The organism is Serratia sp. JSRIV001 (assembly GCF_019968745.1).
GTDB lineage: Bacteria > Pseudomonadota > Gammaproteobacteria > Enterobacterales > Enterobacteriaceae > Chania > Chania fonticola_B.
Window position 1 is genome coordinate 1,571,035 of the sequence record NZ_CP074147.1, and the last position, 26,355, is coordinate 1,597,389.

Sequence of the window (26,355 nt, forward strand, 5' to 3'; positions counted from 1 at the left end):
CCATCCTTGCGCAGTGATTAAAATTCGTAACGTAACCCAAGTACCCACAGGTTTTCTGCCGAATCGTAGCTTTGCCGATCGTCATAAATGTAGGTGGCAGAAAGATGCACATCTTTTTTCAGGCGATATTCCAGTTCAGAGATCCACTGTTTGCGGTGGGCGTAATCATTTTCAGACTCGATCAACTGCGAGTAGCCACCACGTAGCGCGACTTTGCTGGTAAACCAGTATTCGGCCAGCGAGTCGAAGGCATCATAATCTTTATCTGGCTTGCCGGTTTGCTCGTAGGTTTGTCGGCCAACGTTGATACCAAGATAAGCCTTGTCGTAGCTGAGGCGTATGCCAATCCCTTTTTGGGTATAATCGGTGTAGTTGCCGCTTAGGCTGGTATTTTTGGGGTCTTTGGTCATTTTCTGCCAGGCAATCACCGGTTTGATTTTTAGTGGCGTACCCATCACCGGGAATTCAAAAGCGTAGCCGAGGCTGGCCATATAACCATCGTCAACGGTGCTATCGCTTGCACCGTTACCCATCACGTAGGCGGTGCGAACGTCCAGCCCGCCATAGGTGTATTCATATTGTAATGTGCCGTCCTGACGGTTCCATTGATAGGAGGAGTCGATACGCGTGCCGACCCAGTTGGAGTAAACGTTAGCCGTGTAGTTCATGTAACGATCGGTGATGCCCATCCACTGGTACATCGGGTTGCGCGTACGGCCAACCATCAGTTTCCCCAGATCCTTACCGTCAATCCCGATATAGCCATAACGAATATCCCAGTTATCTTCGGCGACTTCGGTATCGTTCTTCTGAGTATTAACCTGCCATTCCAACTTGCCAAACAGGCCGAATTGCTCATCGAGCTTTTGTTTGGCTTCAAAGCCAAGACGGCCGGTCAGGTTGGTGGCATTGGTGTGTTCATCTGTCCATTCATTGCCGGTTTGTGCCTCGATACGGCCATAAATATCGAGTTGTGTTCCTTTACTGTTATAGACCGTCACCGCCTCGGCGGCGCTGGTGGCTAGCAGGGCAGGAAGGAGTAATGCCAGAGGTATTGTTTTCATTATTATGATCCTGTGTAAGGTAAGTCATTTTTCTTGTTTTTTTATTAATATGAGGCGAACTAAAGCGACTCACTAAAAAATAATGAGTTGAGCTGGATGCATTAATCTCTCTAACGACTTGTGCTTGAGGTAATTTATTTAATAATAAACAGAAAATAGCGAGCCAATGAGCAACCTACGCCGCACATGATTTAATGCTGATAAGAAAGTCCAGGTTTGATTTTTTAGTTATCGCCGTCTTGGTGATTGATTTTTACACTATAGGAAGAGGGGATATGTTGTGAATGGGAATCAAAAATTCCCTGGTTAAATATGTGAGTGCTGGCACAAATATATATTACGGATAAAGACATCGGGGGGAGGTAAGCAGTTTTTTTGAGGAGAGCAGACAATAAAAACCCCCGCACAACGTGGATTGTGCAGGGGTTTCGGCAAGGCAAGGACGTTACTTCTTCTCTACGGCTGCCTGGATGGCATCTGCCAGAGAGCTGACGTGCTTTTCTGCCGTTTTCAACTGGTATTCGACACCGTTGCCGTCGTTGGTGTCAGACAGCGTTGCCTTCAACAGTTCCAGTGCTGCCTGCACCGCCAGTAATCTGCGTTTTTGCTCTTCCGTTGGAGCGATCCCAGAGCCAAAATAATTCTCTAACATGTTCATTTCCTTTCGCTAGACCTACCGAAATGGCAGACAACACAGGTTACATGGGGGGGATATCCGCCATTTTCAAGGCATTGCCTTGAGTGCTGTCTCTTGTTGCAACGGCTTTGAGCCATGTTGGCGCGCACTGTTGATCCAGGCAAACGACCCCATCAGCGCAATCACCGTCAGTAAAATATACTCCAACGACATGGCATAAACCCCCTGGATGGCGTAAATCACTACGCTGATCACGTCAATCAGCACCCATAGCAGCCAGTTCTCGACGTATTTGCGCGTCATCAGCACCATGGCGGCGATCGACAGCACCAGCATGGTGGAATCCCACAGTGGGAAGGCGTCTGGTTGCAGTTCAGGCATCACCACCGAAAGCCCCATTCCCTGCATAATGCCGATGGCAATGCGCGTCAGCACGGCGAATACCGGATCGATAAACAGCGACATCAGGCCGATGGCCACCACGCAAACCACCAGCAGCGTGAGAGCCTTTTGCCGTGGCAACCAGCGGATTTTCAGCGCGGCTTCATTATTTTCGTTCTGACGGCTCCAGGCATACCAGCCGTACAGGTTGGCGGCGAAGAAAAACACCTGTAACAGCAAGCTGGCATACAGCTGGATCTGGAAGAAGATAGCGGCAAACAGCGTGACGTTAATCAAACCAAACAGGTAGTTGATAATCTTCTCTTTGCTGGCAAACCAGATGCACAGCAGGCCAAACACCGTACCTATGGCTTCGATCCATGACAGCGCATAGCCACCTTCCCCCAGAGGAATGTTGACCATGACGTTATTGATGCTGAAAAAATCCATTATTGCGTCCTCTCAAGATGATCCTGATACAGCGTTTCGAGCGCGAGCACAATTTCGCGTTCCTCGCCACGTTGGCAGGAATGCTCCTGCTGTTGATAGTCGTTGATGCTCTGTTCCAGGCAGCCCTGGTGTTCCACCACCACGTTCAGGATAGAGGCAATGCGCATATTACGCAGTGCGCCAACGACCATCAGCGGGGCGGTTTCCATATCGGCGGCGAGAATACCTTTGGCCGACCAAAAATCGGTGATCTCCTGTTCGCGGTCGGTGTAGAAACTGTCATGGCTACGCACATAGCCACAGTGCGTACTGTATCCCAGTTTTTGTGCCTGTTGGCGCAGCAGATAAACCAGGCCGCAGTCGGCACTGGCCGGGTAGGCTGCGGGGATATAGGCATTGCCGGTGCCTTCATCGCGCACTGCCGCGCTGGCAATCACCAGATCGCCCAGCTTCATTGAACTTTGCATCGCGCCGCAGCTGCCAATACGCACCAGGCAGTCGACGCCGATCTGATGTAGCTCTTCGGCGGCGATGGCGGTAGAAGGGCCACCCATGCCGGTGGAAATCACCAGGACTTCCACACCACGAAACCAACCGCGCAGCGCCCGGTATTCGCGATTTTGGCCAAAATCCTCCACCTGCTCCAGAAAGCGGGCAACGTGTTCGACGCGTTGTGGATCGCCCGGTAACAGCGCGTAATGGGCGTGTGTCATCTGCCGGCTAAGCCGGATATGCGGTTGTAGTTGAGTCATGGAACTTACCTGTGTTTTATACTGGTTGGCACTAAGGCCAAAAATTAAAACTCGGCCTGTTGGTGTAACCGGACTGGATCGATTACCGCAATCCGTTCACCGTTGACCGTAATAATTTGCTGCTCGCGCAGTTCAAACAGGATGCGGTTGATACTGCGTGGGGCCACGGCAAACTGTTCGCTGAGCTGTTGTTTATTAATGGTGATTTCTCCTTCATTTTTGGCCCCCTGGTGTTGGTAGCTTTGCCACAGCGCATGGCAGACGCGCTGGTGCAATGAATAGAGACTGTCTTCGCCCGCTTTTTTCGACAGCTGATAGTACTGGCTGCTGAACGACTGAATGATTTTCTGGTTGAAGTAATTGTCGACCGTCAGCCAGTGGCAAAAATCGCTGCGTGAAAGCGTCAGTAACGTCACTTCACTGGTCGCTTCTACCGAGCAGATATACGGCCGTTGCTCAAAGATCTCGAGCTCACCCAGCATGTCTCCGGCGTGGTAGCGTGCCTGTAAATATTTACGCCCATCGTCGGCGTGAATAAATACGTCCACATTACCCTGCGCTATCAGGTGAAATTCATGACAAATTTCATGTTGTTGACATATCAGCGTACCTGGCCTGACTTGCTGCAACTGCCAACGGCGTAAAATAGCCAACGGGCAATATTTCAGCAGGTCGTAAAGTATGGCATCACCGGTAACCAGCTCGACAACGCTCAACCATTCACTGTTTTTTTTGTCGTTCTGCATAGCGTTAACTATAAAGTTCCTCGGCAGGTAAGGACAGGACGCCGGTCCGACGGCAATGTCAAAAAGGGCGTAAAACTGGAAGCTGGCTCTGATATTAGAATATTGCTCGGGACATTTGTCCCAGCTTGTTTATCGACAACGGGGGAATGTGATGGTGCTCACATATTAAATGGGAAAGAGGGAGCAGGGGAAAAGAGGGGGAAAACTATTTCCCCCTCTTTTGCAGCACTAATTATAGTTTCGGAAAGTTCACAATATCCGTCACCATATCATCAATGGCTTTCTTCACGTCGGCCAAGGTGATTGGGGCATTTTCATTATTGACCGTTTTACCCAAGCCTTTACGGACTACGGCCAGGACCGTTTTACCGGTATCTTGATCGATCAGTTTGATTTCCATGAATAACGCGGTGTCTTGCGTTCTGTGTCCGCTGGCGGCCATGGTGGTGGCAATGACGGCTCCAATAGGAACAACTTCATAGAATTGCACCCCTTCGTTTTCAGCCGTTACCGCAGTAATGGCGACTTTAGCGACCAGGACGCGTGAGCCTGATGGGGTAGGCAATAGCGTTGTACGTTGTGCAACGGCGTTTCTTAGTGAGGTGCTGGCGTATTCTCTGATCTGATCCAGCGTTTGCTGACTCACCCGAGCAGTGGGTTTTGCCGGTGGGTAGAAGACCAACGGGGTAATATAGATGCCACGATAGTCAGACTCTTTAAAACCGGGAGCTACCCAGCGCAATACCTGATGCCCGCTGGCGGTTTCCGTTTTTTGCAGCTTGCTATAGTCCTGCAGGAATCCGGAATACTGCGTAGTTTCTGCAACCTTGGAGGTACATCCCGCCAGCAACATACCCGCAGCCAAAGCGGCCGCGGCAACGCCAAAACGATTTTTTTTCATATACTTCTCATCATGAAGTAGGGGGGGGGGGCCTAAAAAATATAGCACTAACTTGCAAAATAGGACATGGGAGAGCTCTTACAGAAAAATAGCGTTGTTACAGATTGGTTTTTATTACGGCAGAGATAGCTCATTAATAAACCTTGACGCAATGGCGTTTCCAAGGGGTTTGTAATGCAAGGTCTGCAATTTACCCGTTAAGCGGCGATTGGTATGCTGCACACACCATAAAAAACCATGTTGCCATTGGTTACAATTAATGTTCTGTCAGAGTAAAACTACTAGTTTGTCAGTGCCTTCTATCAGGCGTTACATCTGGCACATCATCCTTACCCAAGCATGACATTTCTATACACTCGCGCTGGTAAGGTTATTCCAGCCCGATGATGTTGTGTTAGTCCTGTAGTGTATTACCATCCCTTTGATTTTATCCCGCCTTGTGCGGGATTTTTTTTGCGCGTCCAGTGTGCTCAAGGTATTACCCCGGCTGGCAGCGGTTAGATAGCGAGGTGACTTGCTGTTCAAGAGAGAGGGGGGAGCTTAGAGTGATCCACTTTTTCTGCACAATTGAGGGTTATGATAAGCCAGTTATTAGCCCGTTTGGGCTAACACTGCATTTCGTTACTTTATGCCCGGTTCCTAGCCGGGCTTTTTTCCCCCTAGGGTCTGCTTAAGCTTGCTGTTTTACCATCACTACCCGTACTGGCCTGTGGGCCTGCGCCGTAACTGTCAATTTAGTTGTCGATCTCCAGCCAGCCCGCAGCGCTTTACGGGCTTTTCTCATTGCGCTTCTGCTGGCGTTGCAGGAAAATAACCCATAAGTAAGAAGAGTCTTAACCTTATACCCTTATAATTTCTCATAGTTTGTTATTTCAATAGCGTTAACAATTTAGACTATGCTGTTAACAATCGCTTTCGTTAAAGGGATGAGTCTGGCGAACAGGATTTTAAATTTTCAGCGGCGAATTAAGCTAATAAGACAAGATAAGGTTTTTGATTGATTTAATTGACCATTTTAATGGGCGTTGTGGTTCGTTGTGACTTTTTTGGGGAAAGAAAGCATGCTTATAGTCAGTGTTGTTATTATTGCCTCGCAGGTTATTTCATGAGCGCAGAAAGACAGCGTTTGCCAGCGACGGTTCTGCTGGTCAATGTATTTTTATTGGCTTACCTGCTTTCCTTGTTTGGTATTTTCACCCGTCCGTTAGGGTCACTCTCCCTGTTTTGGCCGGTGAATGCTATTTTGCTTGGCTTGATGCTGCGTAAGCCTAGCTATGCGACGATGTTGGGGTGGATAGGTACCTATCTTGGCATGATCGCTGCCGATCTCAGCACCGGCGAAAACTGGCCATTGGCACTTTGGCTAAATGCCTGCAATATGGCGCTGATTGCCACCGGCTATGCCGTGATGTCGATGCTGCCCAAGTCTCAACGGCGTATGGGCAAGCCCCAGGCAATTTTGTATATGTTTACTGCCTGTCTGCTTGGGGCCGCGCTGTCGGCAACGCTGTCGGTGTTACGCACTGACAGTCAATACAACAATACGCTGATCATTGCCTGGATGTCCTGGTTTAGCGAACAGTTCTCGACCAACCTGTTAATCCTGCCGGTCGTGCTTGCCGCCCCACGCTTAAAACAATTGCTGAGCCTGCAATTTGGCTGGCAATTGCGCTCCAGCCTGCCTTTGCTGGCGTTGTTGCTTTCATTGGCGCTTAGCGTGTATATCGGTGGACCGGGCGCCATAGCCTTCCCCATCCCTGCACTGTTATGGTGTGCCGTGCGTTATCATTTATTTACCGTCACCTTGCTGACGTTTCTTACCGGCGTGACGGAGATTGTCAGCATTTCTGCCAATCTGATGCTGTATGAAACGCCGGGAGCGCGAGGGGCGGTGATGGACAGCCTGATGTCAGCCCGTTTGGGCATCGCCATGCTGGTGATGGGGCCGCTGATTTTGTCCAGCTCGATTGCCGTTAGCCGTAAACTGCTGCGCCGGCTGGAACACAGTGCGAATCACGACTTCCTTACCGGGACTCTGGCGCGTAGTGCTTTAACGCGCAAAGGCAAGGAAATGCTGGAACAGAAGCAGCGTACGAAAGAGGCGGTGTCGTTGCTGTTAATCGATATCGATCACTTTAAATTGATCAATGATACCCATGGTCATGCCATCGGTGACCACGTCCTGGCGGCATTCGCTCATATTTTGCGGCGTGAACTGCGCCACGACCAGTTATTTGGCCGTCTGGGGGGCGAAGAGTTTGCCATTATGCTGCCGCGGGCGCTGGGGACGCAGGCCGTGGCCTTAGGGGAACATTTGCGCCGGCGGATAGAAAGCGCCGAACTGAACCCCAACGGCAAGGCGCCATTGCGGATCACGATTAGTGTGGGCGTGGCGAGTTTGGCAATGAATGAGGATAAATCACTGGAACAGCTGATGAATATGGCCGACATTGCGCTTTATCGTGCCAAGTCCCAGGGCCGTAACTGCGTCGAATCGTTTAACATGGTCAGCGGCAACAGCCTCAACCATGTCATATTCAAATAGCGTTTCAGCCCTGTTTTGGTGCGAATTGCGTGCCGCAGTTAGGGCAAATCAAGGTACTGAGTTTACGCAGTTTTGAACATTGCTGTTCGGTAACATAAGCACACTTTGGGCAGGCAATTTGAGTGGTGCGGTTATTGTAACCTTTAACGCTGGTGGATTCAGACATATCGCGTACCTGTGTCAGGTGAAAACCCACGCTAACACAGGTGCTATTAAATAGCTTCCAATGTTTTCAGGGGCTATAGGGTCTTCAACGCCTGCACGGTTTCATCGATATCGATTTCATGCTCAGAGAAGACGTGAGTCGCGTTCTGGAAGGTGGTGATTGAGAGCATACGCAGCGTTTCCGTGGCGGTTTGTGGCGCTTCGGCGACTTGCGGACGGATACGGTTCATCAGCAACCCAACGGACAACACGGTGTTCTCTTTATCGACCTCCACCTTGACCGGCACTTCTTTGGTGAAGGTATCGAAGGACTTGATGCTGGAGATTTTGATTCTCTCGTTGGCGATGGTGATGTACTTGCTTGGTGCTTGTACCTTTACCGCATAGGCCGATGGCCCTTTGGTATTGTTGGTTGGCTCAAAGGTTACCAGCGCGTTTTTCTTAATCAGCTCTGGGTTTTGCACTTTAATCACGTGAAAATAACGATTTTCCCCGTTCTCGTCGGTGATAAAACCGAAGCCTTTGTCTTCAAAAAAAGTCGTTATCTTGCCGTTCATGGTCATTCTCATCAGGTCGTTCGTAACAGCGCTAATGATAACGCGTAATGCCTTGCAGTGACAGGGGGGACGGTGTTTCATCAGCAAGACGAAAACCTAAAAACGGCGGGTTCAGGGGCAACAATGGGCCACATAGGTGTTTAATCGGTCGCTCAACGGTTTTTTGGCTGATTGGGCTGCCTTGGCCGTCTCTGGTAACCGCGGACATCAATTTACAGGGTAAATAACCGACTTTTTCACTTTTTATCGATTTTATGTGATCTGTGTTGTGGACAAAATCCCGTCTAATTGCTGTACTGTATTGGACACACATTTTGTGTCTTACATTCACGTTAAAGGTAAGTTTGATGTCTAAGATTAAAGGTAGCGTTAAGTGGTTTAATGAATCTAAAGGTTTCGGTTTCATTACTCCTGAAGATGGTAGCAAGGACGTTTTCGTTCACTTCTCTGCCATCGCTAGCAATGGTTTCAAAACTCTTGCTGAAGGCCAGCGTGTAGAATTTGAAATCACGAACGGTGCCAAAGGGCCATCTGCTGCTAACGTTATCGCTATCTAAGCTACAGTAGCCAAAATTGTTAAAACCCGCTCCATGAGCGGGTTTTTTATGCTTTTTTTTCAGTCCAGGGAGGTTAAGAGAACAGGTAAACCTTGATGAAGGCCAGGACGATCAGCACGCACGTCAGGGTGACAATCCATTCAGTAGTGGTTTTTGGCAGGGTAAACATTCAATTCCTCACTCAGCACAGGTTACTGAGCGAGGATTATCCCGATGGCAGATTAAGAAAACATTAAGCCCCGAGATTTCATTGGCCGTAGAACGCTCTGACCAGCATAAAGGCCAACAGCGTCATCGCCAGCGAACCCGCCAGGTTGAGCAGCATATTGGTGATGGCCCAGACAACGCGCCCGTCCTGCAACAGATAAACCACTTCAAGCGAGAAGGTAGAGAAGGTAGTCAACCCGCCGCAAAAGCCGGTAGTGATCAGCAGTTTCCAAACTGGGTCAATGTGTGTCATACGGATAAACAACGCCAAGGCCAGCCCGATGATAAACCCCCCCACCAGGTTTACGGTCAAAGTGCCCAAGGGAATATGAGGATGTACAGGGTTGAGCTTAAGGCTCACTGCCCAGCGCAAGACGCTACCCAAACCACCGCCAATAAATACAGCCAGTAAAGAACTCCACATGGTGATAAACCCTATCTAAAGATGGAAGATGCTCAGAAAGGTTCAGGCAAGCGCCTACGCACCTCTCTGAGAGGTTACGTAGACATCATCAGCCTGTGAAAGGCGGTTATGGAGGAATGTCATCTCCGTTTGTTGGCGCGAAACAATCGCGCGGGGCAGATTTTACACCTTGTCGCTGTGGTTTTGTAGTAGCTTCAGCCAGACAGGAATGACTCACTTCAATAACCGCAGTTAACGCCGCACACCTGTTACGCTATTTCTCGACGCCATTTCTCCAACCAATTTATCAAGTCATTAAGCTATCAACTTAATAAACTAGTGGGCTAGCATTGATGTACGGCGAGTTCCTGCCGGTTGCGGCCATTATTTTTTGCCCGATACAGTGCGGTATCGGCGGCCTTCAACCATTCCTGGTAGCCGGGCATTTCGGGCTGGTAATCGGCGACCCCGGCGCTGATATTCAGCTTTAACCCAGGGGCTTCACGGAAGACGACCTCGTTCAGGCGCTCCTGAATGCGGTGGAGCGCCAGGCTGGCCTGTTCGGCACTGGTATTTGGCAACACCGCGCCAAACTCATCACCGCCGTAGCGCCCCACGATATCCATCGCCCGAAGCCCTAACACCAATTCTTCCGCCAGAACGATCAGCGCCTCATCCCCCAGCCCATGGCCGAAGGTGTCGTTGATGGCTTTGAAATGGTCAATATCCATCAGGATCAGCGTAGCCGGATGATTATAGCGCCGGCAGCTATCAAACTCATTGTGCAGCAGGTGTTCCCAATGGCGGCGGTTAAACACGCCGGTCAAGCCATCACGCGTGCTGATGCGCAATAACTCCTGTTGCTTTTCTGCCAGCCGCTTGGCGGTTTGGTAGGTCACATAACCCAGGAAGACTGGGTAGATGAAGATCATCGGCAGACACAGATAAACCTGCAGCGGTGTGGATTGTGGCGTAAAGGGGAAGCCCAGTATCGCACTGGTCACCAGCGCCCCGATAATTTGCGCTATCAGGCCTTTGAAATACAGAGACGGCCCACCGGAAGCGATATTATTCATCCCCATCATCGACAGGATCACCACGGCGGGGAGCGCATTGAAACCCATGATGGCAACCCACATCCCACCTAGCAGTGCATCGATGAGCAGGTTGCGGATCTCGGTGGCGTAGGGGGCTTCGCTGCGGATAGACCATTGATAAGCGACATGTGGCCAGATAAAGCCATTCACTGCCAGCAAGATCCACACGCCAACCGGCTGATGAACTGGATAGAGCGCCGTCAGTACGCACAAGAAACCAATCCCCAGGCCGACAATACGTGGCAGGTAGAGGCGCCTGGCGAAGTTGAGGCCCGCACGCCGGGTGTTAATAGCCGATAGAGCTGTTGGCATCCCATGTATCCCTGTGATGAATTATGCAGCCGGCCTGGAGCCGGAAAAAAGCGAATAGCTAAGAATATGCCCTATAATCTAAGCATAGAACATCTTGGGTAGATCTCACCTTGTTACAACTGGTTGTTGTTATAGCCGAAATAAAGTCGCTAAATACCCATAGACAAAGTTTGTTCCAGCGCTGCGTCCTGCAGCCATAAATGAATAAAGAAGGTGAATATGGAAGGTATCAGTATTACCAAGCTGCTGGTCATTGCGGTGTTGATCGTCTTGCTGTTCGGCACCAGCAAACTGCGTACTCTGGGCGCGGATCTGGGTGCTGCGCTGAAAGGCTTTAAAAAAGCGGTGGGCGATGACACCCCTCCTGCACAGAATACGGCTGAAACGCCTACCGCGCAGCAGAGCGTCGAAAAGAAAGACGTTTAAGCGCCCCTGCTGTTGAGCCATAAAAAACGGATGCCGCAAGGACATCCGTTTTTTGGCGTTAATCGCGGGGGAAGCGTAACAAAAGATTACCGCGGTTACTTCACTTCCAAGCCTTTGGCCTGCAAGTCCGCATGATAGGACGAGCGCACAAACGGGCCGCAGGCAGCATGGGTAAAGCCCATTGCCATCGCTTCTTCTTTCATTTCGTCAAACTCCGCCGGGCTGACATAGCGCTGCACTGGCAGATGGTGACGGCTTGGTTGCAGATACTGCCCCAGCGTCAGCATGGTTACGCCATGACGGCGCAGATCGCGCATCACTTCCACGATTTCCGCGTTGGTTTCACCCAAACCCACCATCAGGCCGGATTTGGTCGGGATCGAGGGGTGAGCTTCCTTAAAGCGCTCCAGCAACTTCAATGACCACTCGTAATTAGCCCCGGGACGTACCTGGCGATAAACACGCGGCACGTTTTCCAGGTTGTGGTTAAACACGTCTGGTGGCGTGGCGGTAAGGATTTCCAGCGCACGATCCATACGGCCACGGAAGTCTGGCACCAGGGTTTCGATCTTGATGTTCGGGCTTTTGGCTCTGATGGCGGTAATGCAGTCGGCAAAGTGCTGCGCGCCACCGTCACGTAAATCGTCACGGTCAACCGAGGTGATCACCACATAGCGCAGTGCCATGTCGGCAATGGTTTGCCCCAGCTTTTCCGGCTCGTTGGCATCGGGAGCCACCGGGCGGCCATGGGCCACGTCGCAGAATGGGCAACGACGGGTACAGATGGCCCCCAGGATCATGAAGGTGGCGGTACCGTGGTTAAAGCACTCAGACAGGTTGGGGCATGACGCCTCTTCGCAGACCGAATGCAGGCCATTTTTGCGCATCGCGGCCTTGATGCCTTGAATGCGCGTAGAGTCGGCAGGGAGCTTGATCTTCATCCACTCGGGTTTGCGTAACAATTCCTGGCGCTCGGTGATGACCGTTTTTACCGGGATCAACGCCATTTTGTCTGCATCGCGGTATTTGACGCCGCGTTCCATCTGAATCGGTTTACTCATAATCGTGCAGGTTCCAGTTACGAAGCTCGACCGTCTGGTAGCCGAGTAAATGTACAAATTCCTGTACCAGAATGGGATGCACATCGGCGATCCCGACACCTGGTGCCAGCGCGCTGACTTGTGTCATCTGCATTCCGGCATAACCGCAGGGGTTGATGCGTTGGAAAGGGGTGAGATCCATAGCGACATTCAGGGCCAGGCCATGAAATGAGCTACCTTTGCGGATCCGCAAGCCTAATGAACAAATCTTTTGTTCACCCACGTACACGCCGGGCGCATCCGGGCGCGCGCGTGATTCGATCTTGAAATGGGCGAGGGTATTGATAACGGTCTCTTCCAAGGCCGTGACGAGTTGGCGAACACCCACCTTGTTGCGCTTCAGATCCACCATCACGTACATCACCTGCTGGCCGGGGCCATGATAGGTGACCTGGCCGCCGCGATCGCTCTGGATCACCGGGATATCGCCTGGCATCAGCAGATGTTCTGCCTTACCGGCCTGCCCTTGGGTGAACACGGCTTGATGCTGCACCAGCCACAATTCATCGAGCGTGGATTCGTCGCGGTGATTGGTGAAGCTGTGCATGGCTTGGGATACAGGCTCATAGGGCTGCAACCCTAGCTGACGGAGAATGATCTTATTGTGTTGCAAGCGGGGCATCGTCAGGTTACAGAAGTGGTAAAAACATTATACCGGGCGCTCTGGCCCGCGACCAGCATTTATCCCTGGCGAACCAGAGCAACCCGGACAGCGGTGGCGCTGAACCAGGTTGGCTGGCAGGGAGTTATGCTGTAATTACAGCACCATACGGACAATTTCAATATTGCCCAACTCTTCATATAACGTTTCCACCTGATCGATATGGGTGGCGGTGATGGTGATGGAAACGGAGTGGTAATTGCCTTTGCTGCTCGGTTTGACCTGAGGATTGTAATCCCCTGGAGCATGGCGTTGCACCACTTCAACCACCTGGTCTACCAGCTCGGGGTGTGCCAGACCCATTACCTTGTAGGTAAAGGTACAAGGGAATTCGAGCAGTTCGTTCAGTTTAGTCTTTTGCATGTAGGTGCGCTCCAGCTGTGGCGGATCTCTAAATTATAACTCCCGCCGGGGCGGGAGTTAGTGTTAATTGTTATATGGGGCCGAACTCAGCCGATTCAAGGGTTAACCGAACCAGTGATGGAACATCAGGCGGATATAATCCACGATGCGGCCAAAGAAGCCACCTTCTTTCACTTCGTTCAGCACCACCAGCGGGCGCTGATCGATGGTTTTGCCATCCAGCTGGAAATTGATGGTACCAACGACCTGGTTTTTGGCCAGCGGAGCATGAATTTCCGGGGTGTTCAGCACATAGCTGGCTTTCAAATCTTTCATCCGGCCGCGTGGGATGGTCAGGTAGGCATCTTTGTCTACGCCCAGCTCAACGCGATCGGCATCGCCGAACCAAACGGGTTCAGAAGCGAACTCTTTGCCTGCTTTCAGTGGTGCGACGGTTTCAAAGAAGCGGAAGCCCCAGGTCAGCAGTTTTTTGCTCTCGGTTTCGCGGCCTTTATAGGTACGGCCACCCAGCACGGCGGAGATCAGACGCATCTGGCCTTCCGTCGCTGAAGCTACCAGGTTATAACCCGCCGAATTGGTGTGGCCGGTTTTAATCCCATCGACGTTCAGGCTGGTATCCCACAGCAGACCGTTACGGTTCATCTGACGGATATTGTTGAAGGTGAACTCTTTTTCTTTATAGATAGCGTATTCGTCTGGCACATCGCGGATCAGCGCCTGGCCGATCAACGCCATATCACGCGCCGAGCTGAACTGACCTTCCGCATCCAGGCCGTGCACGGTTTGGAAGTGGGTGTTTTGCAGGCCGAGCTGTTTGACGTAGGTATTCATCAGGTTCACGAACGCATCCTGGCTACCTGCGACGTAGTCCGCCATGGCGACACAGGCATCGTTACCGGATTGCAGGTTGATACCACGAGTCAGCTTGGAGACCGGTACGCGGTCCCCCGGCTTGAGGAACATCAGTGAGGAACCTTTGAACACCGGGTTGCCGGTAGCCCAGGCATCCTGACCCACGGTGACCAGATCGTCCTGGCCAATCTTGCCGGATTTCAGCGCCTGGCCGATGACGTAGCTGGTCATCATTTTGGTCAGGCTGGCAGGGTCGCGGCGTGCGTCGGCGTTCGATTCCGCCAACACTTTACCGGAGTTGTAATCAATCAGGATGTAGGCCTCGGCATCAATCTGCGGCACACCTGGGATCATGGTTTTAATATTAACGTCGTCTGCGTGGGCAACTGACGCTGCGCTGAGCGCGATGGCAGTGCCAAGCGTGAGGCTTTTGATTAAGCGAAAAGAGGTTACCTGTTTCATGATCGGGACTACAACATCCGTAAAAGTTAAGTTAAAAAACGAGTCACACTATAGCAGACGGGGCCCCGGCAGGCATTAGCCATTCGGCCGACAGTAGGGGGTTTACACAGATTTACCTGAAAGAAAATGTTTCAGATAAGTCAACGACCTGCTGTCGGCGGCATCGGCCTGCCGAGTTTCACGACTAGGGTGCGGCAGTGATAAAGGACTGTTGTTGTGCCTCACTGGCCAGACGCTGTTGCAGCTGTGCGGCCTGTTGACGATTGCTGAACGGGCCAAGCTGCACGCGGTAGACGGCGCCGTTGGCGGCGACCTTACCAGGAACGCCAAACTGCTGGCTCAGCTGTTGTTGCCAGCTTTGCGCACGCTCGGCATTACTCAGGGCACCTACTTGTACGACATAGCTACCGCTGGTACTGGCTGCGGCTGCGGTGGCCACAACCGGGGTTGCAGTTGGCGCGCTGATGACCGGTTGGGGTTCTGTCCCTTCCAATACGCCAGGGGCTAACGGCTGCGGCGCACCAAGGAAACCACCGCTACGACCAGTGGAGGCGGCAGGGGTAGTGCTGTTGTCGTTGTAGTTCATGCTGCCGTTGTCAATCGTTTGAGCGGCAGGGGCGGCAATCGGTGCTGATTGCTGCATCGGTGCATCCATACCGCTGCCGGAACTGAGATCCGGGCGTGGAGGCAGGGCGTAGCTCTGTTTGGCGACGACGGTACCCACGGTACCAGGGCCGCTCAACGTGCCGTCTGGAGCAACCTTGATAAAGTCGACCTTCACCTTGGTGTTGCTGGACAGGTTGAGGCGATCGGCGGCAGCTTTGGACAGATCGATAATCCGGCCAGAAGTATAAGGGCCGCGATCGTTCACGCGTACCACCAGTTGACGACCATTGGCCAGGTTAGTGACGCGTACATAGCTAGGAATAGGCAAGGTGGGATGTGCAGCGGTCAGCGCATTGGGATCGAACCGCTCACCAATGGCGGTAGTGTTGCCGTTGGCCTCTTCACCGTACCAGGCCGCCAGGCCGGTTTGCGAGAAGTTCTGCGGATCTTGCACGATACGATAAGTGTCGCCATTAACCTTATAATCCTGCAGGGTACCAGGGTTATAGGGTTCATAGTGAGGCTCCACGCCGCCGATTTCGGTCACCGGCCCGTTGTAGGCTTGTTGCACCGGAGCCTGTGTTTCTTCCGTCGTGGTACAGGCGGAAAGTAATACCGCAGCAGCAACCGCGCCGACCCAAAGCCATTCCTTACGCATTGCACACCTCTTATAGATTTTTAGACAACATTTTCCGATGCGTGTGGATCGACATCACGATGCCGAACCCAGCCATGAGTACGATCAGCGCCGACCCCCCGTAACTGACCAAAGGCAAAGGTACGCCAACTACCGGTAAAATGCCACTGACCATACCAATGTTAACAAACACATAGACAAACAGGATCAGCATCAGCCCACCGACCATTACGCGGCCAAAGGTGGTCTGTGCCCGGGCGGCAATCATCAACCCGCGGATAATCACCAGCAGATACAGCACCAGCAGCACCAGTACGCCGATCAGGCCAAGTTCTTCCGCCAACACCGCGAAGATAAAGTCGGTATGGCGTTCCGGCAGGAATTCCAGCTGAGACTGAGTGCCGTGCAGCCAGCCTTTACCCGATAGGCCACCAGAGCCGATGGCGATTTTCGACTGAATAATATGGTAACCGGCCCCTAACGGATCGCTTTCCGGATCGAGCAGCATCATCACGCGGTCACGCTGATAGCCGTGCATCAGGAAGAACCACAACACCGGGATAAAGGCGGCCAGCGCTACGGCAGCCACAGCGATCAGCTTCCAGCTCATTCCCGACAGGAACAGCACAAACAGGCCAGAGGCGGCGATCAGGATCGAGGTGCCCAGATCGGGCTGTGCGGCAACCAGCAAAGTGGGCAGGAAGATCAGCACTAGCGCGATGCCGGTATTCTTCAGCGAAGGCGGGCACACGTCACGGTTCATAAAGCGTGCCACCATCAGTGGCACGGCGATCTTGGCGATTTCCGAAGGCTGGAAACGCACAAAGCCCAGATCCAGCCAGCGCTGCGCCCCTTTACTGATTTGGCCAAAGGCATCCACCAGGATCAGCAATATCACGCAGAAAATATACAGGTAGGGTGCCCAGCTTTCATAAACCCGCGGCGGGATTTGCGCCATCACGCCCATCACGATCAGCCCCATCAGGATCTGGCCGATTTTGCGCTCCATCATGCCCATATCCTGGCCGCTGGCACTCCACATCACCACGGCGCTGTAGATCAGCAAGGCCAGAATAAACAGCAGAAATGTCGGGTCGATATGGATTTTGGTCCAGATAGAGCCCTTTTGTTGGCTTTCAGTCATGTTCTACCTTAATCACCTTCTATACCTGGCGGCAGCGGTACTGCATCCGGTAATTGCGTATTGTTGTCGCCCAACAGGATGTGGTCGAGGATTTGGCGGGTAATGGTACCTACCGCCGGGCCTGAACCGCCGTTCTCCAAAATGATGGCCACCGAAACCGTTGGGTTATCGTAGGGCGCAAAGGCGGTCATCAATTTATGGTCCCGCAGGTGTTCAGCGAGTTTGTGGGCGTTATAGGTTTCATAGCCGAATACCTGCGCGGTACCCGATTTTGCCGCGGCTTTATACGGTGTCTTGTCAAAGAACTTGCGCGCCGTGCCGTTAGGCCGGTTGGCAACGCCGTACATGCCGTCTTTGGCTATTTCCCAGAAGCCTGAATGGATATCGCCGATCTGCTTGCTCTCTTTTTGCTTGAACGGCACCAATACGCCGTTGATCTTGGTACTTTGCAGCAGATGCGGATCTTTGACGTTGCCGTCGTTAATCAGGGTGTTCAGCGCCTTGGCCATCTGGATTGGCGTAGCGGTCCAGTAGCCCTGGCCGATGCCCACCGGAATGGTGTCGCCCTGATACCACGGTTTCTTGTAACGTTTGAATTTCCAGTCGCGGGTTGGCATCAGGCCGGAACGCTCTTCGGAAAGATCGATACCGGTATATTCGCCGTAGCCGAATTTGGTCAGCCAGGTGGATAGGCGATCGATCCCCATGTCGTACGCTACCTGATAGAAATAGGTATCCGCAGATTCCTCCAGCGCTTTGGTGACGTTGAGGCGGCCATGGCCCCATTTTTTCCAGTCGCGGAAGCGTTTCTCTGACCCTGGCAATTGCCACCAGCCCGGATCGAACACGACGGTATTTTTGGTGATCACCCCGGCACTTAGGGCGGAAACGGCAATATAGGGTTTAACCGTGGAGGCCGGAGGGTACACCCCTTGGGTGGCACGGTTGATCAGCGGGCGGTTCGGATCGTTGAGCAGCCCCTGATAATCCTTGTTGGAGATACCATCAACAAACAGGTTGGGATCGTAGCTAGGGTTGGAAACCATCGCCAAAATTCCCCCGGTGCGCGGATCGCTGACCACGACGGCGGCACGGCTACCCACCAGCAACTGCTCGATATAGCGTTGCAGGTTGAGATCCAGCGTCAGATAAACGTCTTTACCGGCGGAAGGGGGTTGCTCATGCAATTGGCGGATCACCCGGCCACGGTTGTTGACTTCAACCTCCTCATAGCCGGTTTTGCCATGCAGGACATCTTCATAATAGCGTTCGATACCCAGCTTGCCGATATCATGGGTGGCGGCATAGTTGCGTAGCTGGCCGTCTTTGTCCAGGCGCTCGAGGTCGCGGTCATTAATTTTCGACACGTAACCGATCACGTGGGTGAGGGCAGACCCATAAGGATAATAGCGGCGTTGATAGCCTTTGACTTCCGCGCCGGGGAAGCGGAATTGATTGACGGCAAAACGGGCCACCTGCACTTCGGTCAGTGGGGTTTTCACCGGGATCGAGACGAAACGGCGCGAGCGCTTGCGTTCTTTTTCAAAGTTGGCGATATCGTCGTCGGTGAGATCGACTACCGGGCGTAAGGCCTCCAGCGTGGCTTTTAGATCGTCCACCTTCTCCGGCATCAGTTCCAACTGGTAAATGGTGCGGTTAAGCGCCAGCGGGGTTCCGTTACGATCGTAAATTATGCCGCGGCTGGGGGCGATAGGCAGCAGCTTGATGCGGTTTTCATTGGAGCGGGTGCGGTAATCTTCAAAACGCACGATTTGCAGATTATACAGATTGGCAATCAGGATGCCTGTCAGCACCAGAATGATAAAAAACGCCACCACGGCGCGGCGTACAAACAGGGCGGACTCGGCCGTATAGTCGCGAAAAGGGTTACGTTCTATTTTCATCCCGCTGCTTTTTTTCACTCTGTTACTGTCACCACCGGTTACTCCCGGTGGTAAGGATGATTTGTAGTAATACTCCAGGCGCGGTAGAGGCTCTCTGCCACCAAAACACGCACTAAAGGATGCGGTAACGTTAACGGGGAAAGCGACCAGCTTTGCTCAGCGGCGGCTTTACAGGCCGGAGCCAGCCCCTCAGGGCCGCCAATCAACAGGCTGACGTTGCGGCCATCCTGTTTCCAGCGCTCGAGCTGTTGTGCCAACTGGGGCGTTTCCCACGGGGTGCCAGGGATATCCAACGTAACGATGCGGTTACCTTTGCCCACCGCTGCCAGCATCTGCTCGCCTTCTTTTTCCAGAATGCGTTTGATATCCGCATTCTTGCCGCGTTTGCCCGCCGGGATCTCGGTCAGTTCAAACGGCATATCTTTCGGAAAGCGATGCAGGTAATCCATAAAGCCGGTCTGCACCCAGTCGGGCATTTTGGTGCCGACTGCAACCAATTGCAGTTTCACCGCTTAACCCCAGAGCTTTTCCAGTTCGTACAATTGGCGACTTTCTTCCTGCATCACGTGCACAATCACTTCGCCCAGATCGACCACTACCCAATCGGAAACGGCCTGGCCTTTCATGCCATACAGTTCCATACCGGCATCGCGGGCTTCTTGCACGACGTGTTCGGCAATCGACATCACATGGCGGCTTGAAGTGCCGGTACAGATGATCATGCAGTCGGTGATGCTGGATTTGCCCTGAACATCTAGAGCGACAATATCCTGGCCTTTCATGTCATCAATTTTATCGATAACGAAATCTTGGAGCGCTTTACCTTGCAAAGGTTCCCCCTCGGGTTGTTCTGTTCATCAGGAAGCTGAGGGCAACTGCCCAAAGTCACTGGCCTGAATCGTGATGGTTTCGGCAGGATGCCGCTGAAAGCCTGCTGGTTTTGCCCAGCTAGCCAAGATCCTTGGGGTTTTCAGCGGATACCTGAAAAATAGCGGCGCAGTATAGCATGCGGCCTATCGATATAAACCCTGTAACTCGATATAACGCTGCACCGGGCGCGGCAGTAAATCGTCACAGCTGATGCCTTGGTGACGGCGCTGGCGTATCTCGGTGGCGGATATCTCCAGTAAAGGGGTATCTGCCAGGTAGATAAACCCGTGCGGCTGGCGGCTGAGCAGGGCGGCATCGGTGATTTGGTGCTGTTCCAGCCAGCGTTGCAGTTCTGGCGTATCCATCTGCTGGTTATAACCCGGGCGCGCCAGCACCAACAGGTGGCAGAAGTGCAACAGGTCTTGCCAGCGATGCCATTTGTGCAGGCTCAGCAGCGAGTCCTGGCCAATAATAAACGCCAGAGGCGCTGCGGCGCCACGTTCTTTACGAATCGTTTCGAAAGTCTCGATGGTGTAGGACGCGGTGGTGCGGTGCAATTCACGATCGTCCACGGCAAATAACGGGGTACCTGCGATGGCCAGCTCAACCATGGCTAGCCGCTGCTGCGCGTTGGCTTCCGGCTGTGGCCGATGGGGAGGCACATGGTTGGGCAACAACGTGACCTTATCAAGGCCGACTTCTTTAGCCAAGGCCACCACTGGGCGCAAATGGCCGTAGTGGATTGGGTCAAAGGTGCCACCGAAAAAGGCGTGCAGGGTATGTGGCTGTTGCGGGCTAGTAGGCATCGGTGACACTCGTGGCCAGAGGTTTGCCGCAGAGCAGCATCGACAGGGTTTCCAGCTCCGGCCAAACCGACTGGCCGTAGTCTTTCTTGAGGGTGAGCTCAATTTGCGCCAACAGGTGCACTGCCTGCCGCAATTGTTCACCCGAAAGGCGTTGTAGAGCCTGAGTAATCAGGCTACGGCGGTTCTGCCAGACCTTGAGCTGATCGAATAGCGTACGCAGTGGGGTGTGCGCCATGCGGCGTTGAAGGTTCAGCAGCATCAGCAGTTCCCGTTGCAGGGTACGCAGCAAGATCACCGGCTCGACATCCTCTTGCTGGAGTTGCCGCAGGATATGCCAGGCACGTTTGCTCTTGCCTGCCAGCACGGCATCCAGCCAATGGAACGGGCTGAAGTGGGCTGCATCGTTTACCGCCTGCTCTACGCGGGGCAACGTCAGTTTACCATCGGGATGCAGCAGCGAAAGTCGTTCCAACGCCTGCGATAGTGCCAGCAGGTTGCCTTCATAGCAGTAACACAGCAGTTGATTGGCTGCGTCATCGAGATCCAGCTGCATGGATTTGGCTCGCTGGGCAACCCAACGCGGCAGCTGTGCCTGTTCCGGCGTTTGGCAACTGACCATGACGCCATTGGCGCTGAGAGCCTTGAACCAGGCGCTGTTCTCCTGGGCTTTGGTCAGGCGTGGGCCGCGCAGTACCAACAGGATATCGTCATGCAGCAAAGCGGACAGCTTGACCAGTTGCTCGCCGATCGGGGCCGTTGGGCCGTTCTCGGGGAAAATCAGCAACAGGGTTTGCCGGCTGGCAAACAGGCTCATGGCTTGGCAGATACTGAAGATGGCATCCCAGTCGGTATGAACATCCAGGGAAATGCTGTAGTGCTCGGTGAACTGTTGCTGTTGGGCAGCCTGGCGGATCAGATCCTGGCTTTCCTGCAGCAACAAGGGTTCATTACCGCTCAATAAATAACAAGCGCGCAGCCCCTCTCGGAGCTGCGCGGCAAGTTGTTCAGGATAAAGACGGATCATTGTGCTGGGGCACTGGCCGCTTTTTCACCAGCGATAGCGGCTTTTTTTTGCGTTTCTTGCACCGCTGCGTGCACCGCCAGCATCTTGCGCAGAATTTGCTGGGCAGCCTGCTCACGCATTTCCTGCATAATGATGTCCTGCTCGGCGTCTTTGGCCAAGGCGGTTAACGGGTTATCAAAGAAAGAGCGGAAGACTTTGACGTTGATCGGGTAGATATCATGCCCTGGGATCAATACCTGGGCCTGAACCGTCATCACCAATTGAAATTCGGCCGTTTTACCGTCCTGGAAGATCGAAACCGTATCCTGACTCTGCGTCGAATTGACGATGCGCAGTGACGGGACTTCCTTGTGGGCCGGATCGTATTTGACCACGGTAGCCCCGCTTAGACGCAATTGCTCGCGCACGGCACGGGTTAGTGGGCCAAAGGGATCATAGCTATCCAGGATCAGCGTATGCAATTCTGTGGGCACCTGCGCGGTGCCGCGCAGATGAAAACCGCAGCCGGCGGTGACAAGCACCGCCAACCCCAGCAACAACGTCAGAATACGATGTCGCACAAAGCCTCCTTGAGTTAACCCACAACCAGGTTAAGCAATTTGCCTGGAACATAGATCACTTTACGTACCGTGACCCCTTCCAGATATTTGGCCACCAGATGTTCCTGGGCGGCGCGCTCACGCACTTGTTCTTCGGTAGCATCGGCTGGCACGGTGACTTTTGCCCGCACTTTGCCGTTAACCTGTACCACCACCAGTTTGGAATCTTCCACCATGGCGGCTTCGTCTGCTACCGGCCATGGTGCCGTGTCTACGTCGCCTTCGGCGTTCAACGCCTGCCACAGGGTGAAGCAGACGTGTGGCGTGAACGGATACAGCATACGTACCACGGCCAGCAAGGCCTCTTGCAGCAGCGCGCGATCCTGTTCACTTTCCTGCGGCGCACGGCCCAGTTTGTTCATCAGCTCCATCACGGCGGCGATGGCGGTGTTGAAGGTCTGGCGGCGGCCGATATCGTCGGTGACTTTGGCGATGGTTTTATGCACGTCGCGGCGCAGGGCTTTCTGATCTTCATTGAGCTCGCTGACGTTCAGTGGCTGAACCGCCCCTTGCTCAACGTGGTCGTAAGCCAGTTTCCAGACGCGCTTGAGGAAGCGGTTTGCCCCTTCAACGCCAGATTCTTGCCATTCCAGCGTCATTTCGGCTGGGGAAGCAAACATCATGAACAGACGCACGGTATCCGCGCCGTATTTTTCTACCATCACCTGCGGGTCGATGCCGTTGTTCTTCGACTTCGACATTTTGCTCATGCCAGCATAGACCAGTTCGCGGCCTTCAGGATCGGTTGCTTTGACAATGCGGCCTTTCTCGTCGCGTTCGACGGTGGCATCAACCGGAGATACCCAGACGCGTTCGCCGCTGGTGCCGGTGTAGTAGAAGGCATCGGCCAACACCATGCCTTGGCACAGCAGGCGTTTGGCAGGCTCGTCTGAATCGACCAGGCCAGCATCACGCATCAGCTTGTGGAAGAAGCGGAAATACATCAGGTGCATGATGGCGTGTTCGATCCCGCCAACATATTGATCGACCGGCAGCCAGTAGTTGGCCGCAGCCGGATCCAGCATGCCTTTATCGTACTGCGGGCAAGTGTAGCGCGCGTAGTACCAGGAAGATTCCATAAAGGTGTCGAAGGTGTCGGTTTCACGCAGCGCCGGCTGGCCGTTAACGGTGGTTTTTGCCCACTCGGGATCGGCTTTGATCGGGCTGGTGATGCCGTCCATCACGACATCTTCCGGCAAGATGACCGGCAACTGGTCTTCTGGCGTTGGCATTACGGTGCCGTCTTCCAGAGTGACCATTGGGATTGGAGCCCCCCAGTAGCGCTGACGGGACACGCCCCAATCGCGCAGACGGTAGTTCACCTTGCGCTGGCCGACGCCTTTGGCCACCAGCTTGTCGGCGATGGCGTTAAAGCCTGCCAGGTGATCCAGGCCGTCGAATTCACCGGAGTTGAACAGGGTGCCTTTTTCAGTCATCGCTTCGGCGCTGACGTCTGGCTTGCTGCCATCCAGGTTCAAAATGACCGGTTTGATCTGCAGATCGTATTTGGTGGCGAATTCCCAGTCACGCTGATCGTGGCCAGGGACGGCCATTACCGCGCCAGTGCCGTATTCCATCAGGACGAAGTTGGCGACCCAGATTGGCAGCTTCTCACCGCTCAACGGATGGATGGCAAACAGGCCGGTGGCCATGCCTTTCTTCTCCATGGTGGCCATTTCGGCTTCGGCAACCTTGGTGTTGCGGCATTCGTCGATGAAGTCTGTCAGCGCCGGGTTGTTGACCGCGCCCTGCTGTGCCAGCGGGTGACCTGCGGCAACGGCGACATAGGTAGCCCCCATAAAGGTGTCTGGGCGGGTGGTGTAAACGGTGACTTTCTCAGCGCTGTCGGCAACGTCGAAGGTGATTTCTACCCCTTCGGAACGGCCAATCCAGTTGCGCTGCATGGTTTTCACCTGCTCTGGCCAGCTTTCCAGCGTGTCCAGATCGTTGAGCAGTTGATCGGCGTAATCGGTGATTTTAATAAACCACTGTGGGATCTCTTTACGCTCAACCTTGGTATCACAGCGCCAGCAGCAGCCGTCGATAACCTGTTCGTTGGCCAGTACGGTCAGATCGTGTGGGCACCAGTTCACCGCCGAAGTCTTCTTGTAGACCATGCCTTTTTCGTACAGCTTGGTGAAGAACCACTGTTCCCAACGGTAGTAGTCAGGATCGCAGGTGGCGATCTCGCGATCCCAGTCATAGCCGAAGCCCAGCAGTTTCAGCTGGTTCTTCATATATTCGATGTTGTCGTAGGTCCAAGGGGCCGGTGCGGTTTTGTTTTTTACCGCCGCGCCTTCGGCTGGCAGGCCAAACGCATCCCAGCCAATTGGCTGTAGCACGTTTTTGCCCAGCATACGCTGGTAGCGGGAGATCACGTCGCCAATGGTGTAGTTCCGAACATGACCCATGTGCAGACGACCAGAAGGGTATGGCAGCATGGATAGGCAGTAATACTTTTCCTTGCTGGCGTCTTCGGTAACCTTGAAAGTTTGCTTCTCTTGCCAGTGAAGCTGTACGTTCGATTCTATCTCTTCGGGGCGGTATTGCTCTTGCATGGCGGCCGATGGTCCTGTAGGTGTGTAACAGCTACATCCGTAGCATTCTGTGAGTATCTTTAGATCTGCATAGCATAGCTGATAAGACCTGCCAGCAACAACACCAAGCGGTCTGACTCGACGTATTAAAAAAATATCTGTGCCATGATGTGACTCACAATCTGCCAAAACCTCACCTAGCCAAGCCACATCAGTGATTTACGACTAAAATAATAACGAGTAGTTTTAGGGGAGAAGTCCTGTCGCAGTAGTTCATCGAGGAGAAGCTATGAACAAGGTTGCTCAGTATTACCGCGAGTTGGTGACGTCACTGACGGAACGTTTAAAGAACGGTGAGCGTGACATTGACCAATTGGTCGCCAGCGCCGAGAAACGTTTGAATGAGGTGGAGGAACTCAGCCGTACGGAAGTGGAGCAGTTGACCCGGGCGGTGCGCCGCGATTTGGAAGAGTTCGCCCGCAGCTATCAAGAGAGCCGGGAGGAATTCACCGACAGCGTGTTTATGCGCGTGATTAAAGAAAGCCTGTGGCAGGAACTGGCGGATATCACCGATAAAACCCAGTTAGAGTGGCGAGAGGTGTTTAAGGATGTCAGCCATCACGGCGTCTACCACAGCGGCGAGGTGGTCGGGCTGGGCAATCTGGTGTGTGAGAAATGCCATCACCATCTGGCTTTCTATACCCCGGAAGTGCTGCCTTTGTGCCCGAAGTGCGGCCACGATCAGTTCCAACGCCGGCCGTTTGAGCCTTAAGGCTATTTCCCCTCATGTTGCATGAGGGGAATTTACAGCTTATTGAGAAAGCATCACTGGCAGTGCGTTTCTTCGGTGTCGTTTTGTACCAAAGCCACTGCATCTTCTGTCAGAGCGATATTGGTGCCGTCAGCCAGACACAATATCGCATTGGAGAGTTCAGTATCCCCTTTTGCAAAGTCCATAACGGCAGTAGCGCTAGCTTTTTCACCCTCTAACGTAACCAGATAGTGCTCGCAACCATCCTGACACTGTGGCAGGGCCGAAAACTGACTCAGACCGAGTTCTTCCACGGTCACTTCACCTAGATGTTCTTTGACGATGCTGTTTTGGTTAAAAGCTAGTGTGGCATCCTGCTTAAGTTCATACCGGACCCAAAAAAACAGTGCCGCGGCCACAATAACGACGGCTAGCAAACCGATCAGTAACTTGCGAAAATATCCTTTCATTCGTCTCTCCCTGTATCATTGTGGCTGCATTGTCTTGTTTTATCGGACGAAAGTAAACCAGTCCGGAGTTATTGCTCTATGTCGAGATAAAGCCCAATCGGTTGATATGGGCTAGCACCTTGACGTCGGTATGATGTCTACGGTGAGTAGCTGATTGTGACGGTACTTCAGCTGGGGATTATGCAGAACGCCGACACGCCGTAAACCCGTTCATGGGGGCTCGCAATCGCGCCTCCATGCGCTCAGCGGTTGGCTAACCTGCATGAGCCCCACCTGCCAGAGGCCTCGGCGTAGCGGTAAAAAGCGGGTTCGGAGTTGTGCTCAGTTGCAGGTGTTAGTTTGTTACAGGACTGATGTAGATAACGTAGT

General features: G+C 53.2%; 28 protein-coding genes and 1 riboswitch. Of the genes, 4 read left to right on the forward strand and 24 right to left on the reverse strand.

Annotation, left to right across the window (positions count from 1 at the left end; genetic code table 11):
• Positions 1-17: 17 nt before the first annotated feature.
• From KGP17_RS07070 to KGP17_RS07095, 6 genes are all read right to left on the reverse strand, one after another.
• Positions 18-1,064: a porin gene (locus KGP17_RS07070; RefSeq protein ID WP_094983100.1), complete on the reverse strand. Its 1,047-nt coding sequence runs from the start codon at positions 1,062-1,064 to the stop codon at positions 18-20.
• A 445-nt stretch (positions 1,065-1,509) separates the two neighbouring features.
• A complete protein-coding gene (locus KGP17_RS07075; RefSeq protein ID WP_021180021.1) occupies positions 1,510-1,716 on the reverse strand; it encodes a hypothetical protein in 207 nt (68 codons plus the stop codon).
• A gap of 72 nt (positions 1,717-1,788) precedes the next feature.
• Complete coding sequence (pnuC, locus tag KGP17_RS07080) at positions 1,789-2,532, reverse strand: nicotinamide riboside transporter PnuC (protein WP_059200125.1); 744 nt, start codon at positions 2,530-2,532, stop codon at positions 1,789-1,791.
• The gene (locus tag KGP17_RS07085; RefSeq protein WP_059200126.1) at positions 2,532-3,284 is read right to left on the reverse strand and encodes a nucleoside phosphorylase; all 753 of its coding nucleotides are present in this window, start codon (positions 3,282-3,284) and stop codon (positions 2,532-2,534) included. The genes pnuC and KGP17_RS07085 overlap by 1 nt, the downstream gene beginning before the upstream one ends.
• Before the next feature lie 44 nt (positions 3,285-3,328).
• The gene (locus KGP17_RS07090; RefSeq protein ID WP_021180018.1) at positions 3,329-4,030 is read right to left on the reverse strand and encodes a Crp/Fnr family transcriptional regulator; all 702 of its coding nucleotides are present in this window, start codon (positions 4,028-4,030) and stop codon (positions 3,329-3,331) included.
• Between the two features lie 232 nt (positions 4,031-4,262).
• Positions 4,263-4,931, reverse strand: coding sequence for a DUF3313 domain-containing protein (locus KGP17_RS07095; RefSeq protein ID WP_021805342.1), 669 nt, complete (start codon positions 4,929-4,931; stop codon positions 4,263-4,265).
• A gap of 1,105 nt (positions 4,932-6,036) precedes the next feature.
• Here KGP17_RS07095 and KGP17_RS07100 point away from each other — a divergent pair.
• Positions 6,037-7,476 carry a GGDEF domain-containing protein gene (locus tag KGP17_RS07100; RefSeq protein WP_223499094.1) on the forward strand — a complete coding sequence of 480 codons (1,440 nt, stop codon included), beginning with the start codon at positions 6,037-6,039 and terminating at the stop codon, positions 7,474-7,476.
• Positions 7,477-7,480: 4 nt separating this feature from the next.
• Here the strand turns inward: KGP17_RS07100 and KGP17_RS07105 are convergent, their stop codons facing one another.
• Positions 7,481-7,642: a YnfU family zinc-binding protein gene (locus tag KGP17_RS07105; protein WP_021180016.1), complete on the reverse strand. Its 162-nt coding sequence runs from the start codon at positions 7,640-7,642 to the stop codon at positions 7,481-7,483.
• A gap of 73 nt (positions 7,643-7,715) precedes the next feature.
• Positions 7,716-8,198, reverse strand: coding sequence for a cold-shock protein (locus KGP17_RS07110; RefSeq protein WP_021180015.1), 483 nt, complete (start codon positions 8,196-8,198; stop codon positions 7,716-7,718).
• 347 nt (positions 8,199-8,545) lie between these two features.
• On the opposite strand from KGP17_RS07110, the gene cspE reads away from it, so the two are divergent.
• Positions 8,546-8,755, forward strand: coding sequence for a transcription antiterminator/RNA stability regulator CspE (cspE, locus tag KGP17_RS07115; RefSeq protein ID WP_002210315.1), 210 nt, complete (start codon positions 8,546-8,548; stop codon positions 8,753-8,755).
• A 247-nt stretch (positions 8,756-9,002) separates the two neighbouring features.
• Here cspE and crcB read toward each other — a convergent pair whose 3' ends face one another.
• Both crcB and adrA read right to left on the reverse strand, forming a co-directional pair.
• Positions 9,003-9,386, reverse strand: coding sequence for a fluoride efflux transporter CrcB (gene crcB / locus KGP17_RS07120; RefSeq protein WP_021805340.1), 384 nt, complete (start codon positions 9,384-9,386; stop codon positions 9,003-9,005).
• 72 nt (positions 9,387-9,458) lie between these two features.
• Positions 9,459-9,522: riboswitch (Fluoride riboswitch) on the reverse strand.
• 187 nt (positions 9,523-9,709) lie between these two features.
• Positions 9,710-10,774 carry a diguanylate cyclase AdrA gene (gene adrA, locus KGP17_RS07125; protein WP_021805339.1) on the reverse strand — a complete coding sequence of 355 codons (1,065 nt, stop codon included), beginning with the start codon at positions 10,772-10,774 and terminating at the stop codon, positions 9,710-9,712.
• Positions 10,775-10,993: 219 nt separating this feature from the next.
• On the opposite strand from adrA, the gene tatA reads away from it, so the two are divergent.
• Positions 10,994-11,200, forward strand: a complete 207-nt coding sequence (tatA, locus tag KGP17_RS07130) for a Sec-independent protein translocase subunit TatA (RefSeq protein ID WP_021180013.1) — start codon at positions 10,994-10,996, stop codon at positions 11,198-11,200.
• A 95-nt stretch (positions 11,201-11,295) separates the two neighbouring features.
• On the opposite strand, the gene lipA is transcribed toward tatA, so the two are convergent.
• The 13 genes from lipA to leuS form a co-directional block, all read right to left on the reverse strand.
• Complete coding sequence (lipA, locus tag KGP17_RS07135) at positions 11,296-12,261, reverse strand: lipoyl synthase (protein ID WP_021805338.1); 966 nt, start codon at positions 12,259-12,261, stop codon at positions 11,296-11,298.
• Positions 12,254-12,922: a lipoyl(octanoyl) transferase LipB gene (gene lipB, locus KGP17_RS07140; protein ID WP_037375143.1), complete on the reverse strand. Its 669-nt coding sequence runs from the start codon at positions 12,920-12,922 to the stop codon at positions 12,254-12,256. The genes lipA and lipB overlap by 8 nt, the downstream gene beginning before the upstream one ends.
• Before the next feature lie 135 nt (positions 12,923-13,057).
• A complete protein-coding gene (gene ybeD, locus KGP17_RS07145; protein WP_021180010.1) occupies positions 13,058-13,324 on the reverse strand; it encodes a DUF493 family protein YbeD in 267 nt (88 codons plus the stop codon).
• 102 nt (positions 13,325-13,426) lie between these two features.
• The gene (dacA, locus tag KGP17_RS07150) at positions 13,427-14,638 is read right to left on the reverse strand and encodes a D-alanyl-D-alanine carboxypeptidase DacA (protein WP_021805336.1); all 1,212 of its coding nucleotides are present in this window, start codon (positions 14,636-14,638) and stop codon (positions 13,427-13,429) included.
• Positions 14,639-14,822: 184 nt separating this feature from the next.
• The gene (gene rlpA / locus KGP17_RS07155; RefSeq protein ID WP_179248219.1) at positions 14,823-15,902 is read right to left on the reverse strand and encodes an endolytic peptidoglycan transglycosylase RlpA; all 1,080 of its coding nucleotides are present in this window, start codon (positions 15,900-15,902) and stop codon (positions 14,823-14,825) included.
• 10 nt (positions 15,903-15,912) lie between these two features.
• A complete protein-coding gene (mrdB, locus tag KGP17_RS07160) occupies positions 15,913-17,025 on the reverse strand; it encodes a peptidoglycan glycosyltransferase MrdB (RefSeq protein ID WP_021805334.1) in 1,113 nt (370 codons plus the stop codon).
• An 8-nt stretch (positions 17,026-17,033) separates the two neighbouring features.
• Complete coding sequence (mrdA, locus tag KGP17_RS07165; RefSeq protein WP_037375141.1) at positions 17,034-18,929, reverse strand: peptidoglycan DD-transpeptidase MrdA; 1,896 nt, start codon at positions 18,927-18,929, stop codon at positions 17,034-17,036.
• A gap of 38 nt (positions 18,930-18,967) precedes the next feature.
• Complete coding sequence (gene rlmH, locus KGP17_RS07170; protein WP_004949595.1) at positions 18,968-19,438, reverse strand: 23S rRNA (pseudouridine(1915)-N(3))-methyltransferase RlmH; 471 nt, start codon at positions 19,436-19,438, stop codon at positions 18,968-18,970.
• 3 nt (positions 19,439-19,441) lie between these two features.
• Complete coding sequence (gene rsfS / locus KGP17_RS07175; protein WP_021180005.1) at positions 19,442-19,759, reverse strand: ribosome silencing factor; 318 nt, start codon at positions 19,757-19,759, stop codon at positions 19,442-19,444.
• A 183-nt stretch (positions 19,760-19,942) separates the two neighbouring features.
• Positions 19,943-20,605: a nicotinate-nucleotide adenylyltransferase gene (nadD, locus tag KGP17_RS07180; protein WP_223499095.1), complete on the reverse strand. Its 663-nt coding sequence runs from the start codon at positions 20,603-20,605 to the stop codon at positions 19,943-19,945.
• The gene (holA, locus tag KGP17_RS07185; RefSeq protein ID WP_223499096.1) at positions 20,595-21,629 is read right to left on the reverse strand and encodes a DNA polymerase III subunit delta; all 1,035 of its coding nucleotides are present in this window, start codon (positions 21,627-21,629) and stop codon (positions 20,595-20,597) included. Before holA ends, nadD begins: the two co-directional genes overlap by 11 nt.
• Positions 21,626-22,189: an LPS assembly lipoprotein LptE gene (gene lptE / locus KGP17_RS07190; RefSeq protein ID WP_223499097.1), complete on the reverse strand. Its 564-nt coding sequence runs from the start codon at positions 22,187-22,189 to the stop codon at positions 21,626-21,628. The genes holA and lptE overlap by 4 nt, the downstream gene beginning before the upstream one ends.
• Positions 22,190-22,203: 14 nt before the next feature.
• Positions 22,204-24,786: a leucine--tRNA ligase gene (gene leuS / locus KGP17_RS07195; protein WP_065686404.1), complete on the reverse strand. Its 2,583-nt coding sequence runs from the start codon at positions 24,784-24,786 to the stop codon at positions 22,204-22,206.
• A gap of 268 nt (positions 24,787-25,054) precedes the next feature.
• Here leuS and KGP17_RS07200 point away from each other — a divergent pair, with 268 nt between their 5' ends.
• Positions 25,055-25,537: a zinc ribbon-containing protein gene (locus KGP17_RS07200; RefSeq protein WP_021180000.1), complete on the forward strand. Its 483-nt coding sequence runs from the start codon at positions 25,055-25,057 to the stop codon at positions 25,535-25,537.
• 53 nt (positions 25,538-25,590) lie between these two features.
• Here KGP17_RS07200 and KGP17_RS07205 read toward each other — a convergent pair whose 3' ends face one another.
• Entirely contained in the window at positions 25,591-25,986 is a 396-nt protein-coding gene (locus KGP17_RS07205) for a hypothetical protein (protein WP_223499098.1), read from the reverse strand.
• Positions 25,987-26,355: the final 369 nt, after the last annotated feature.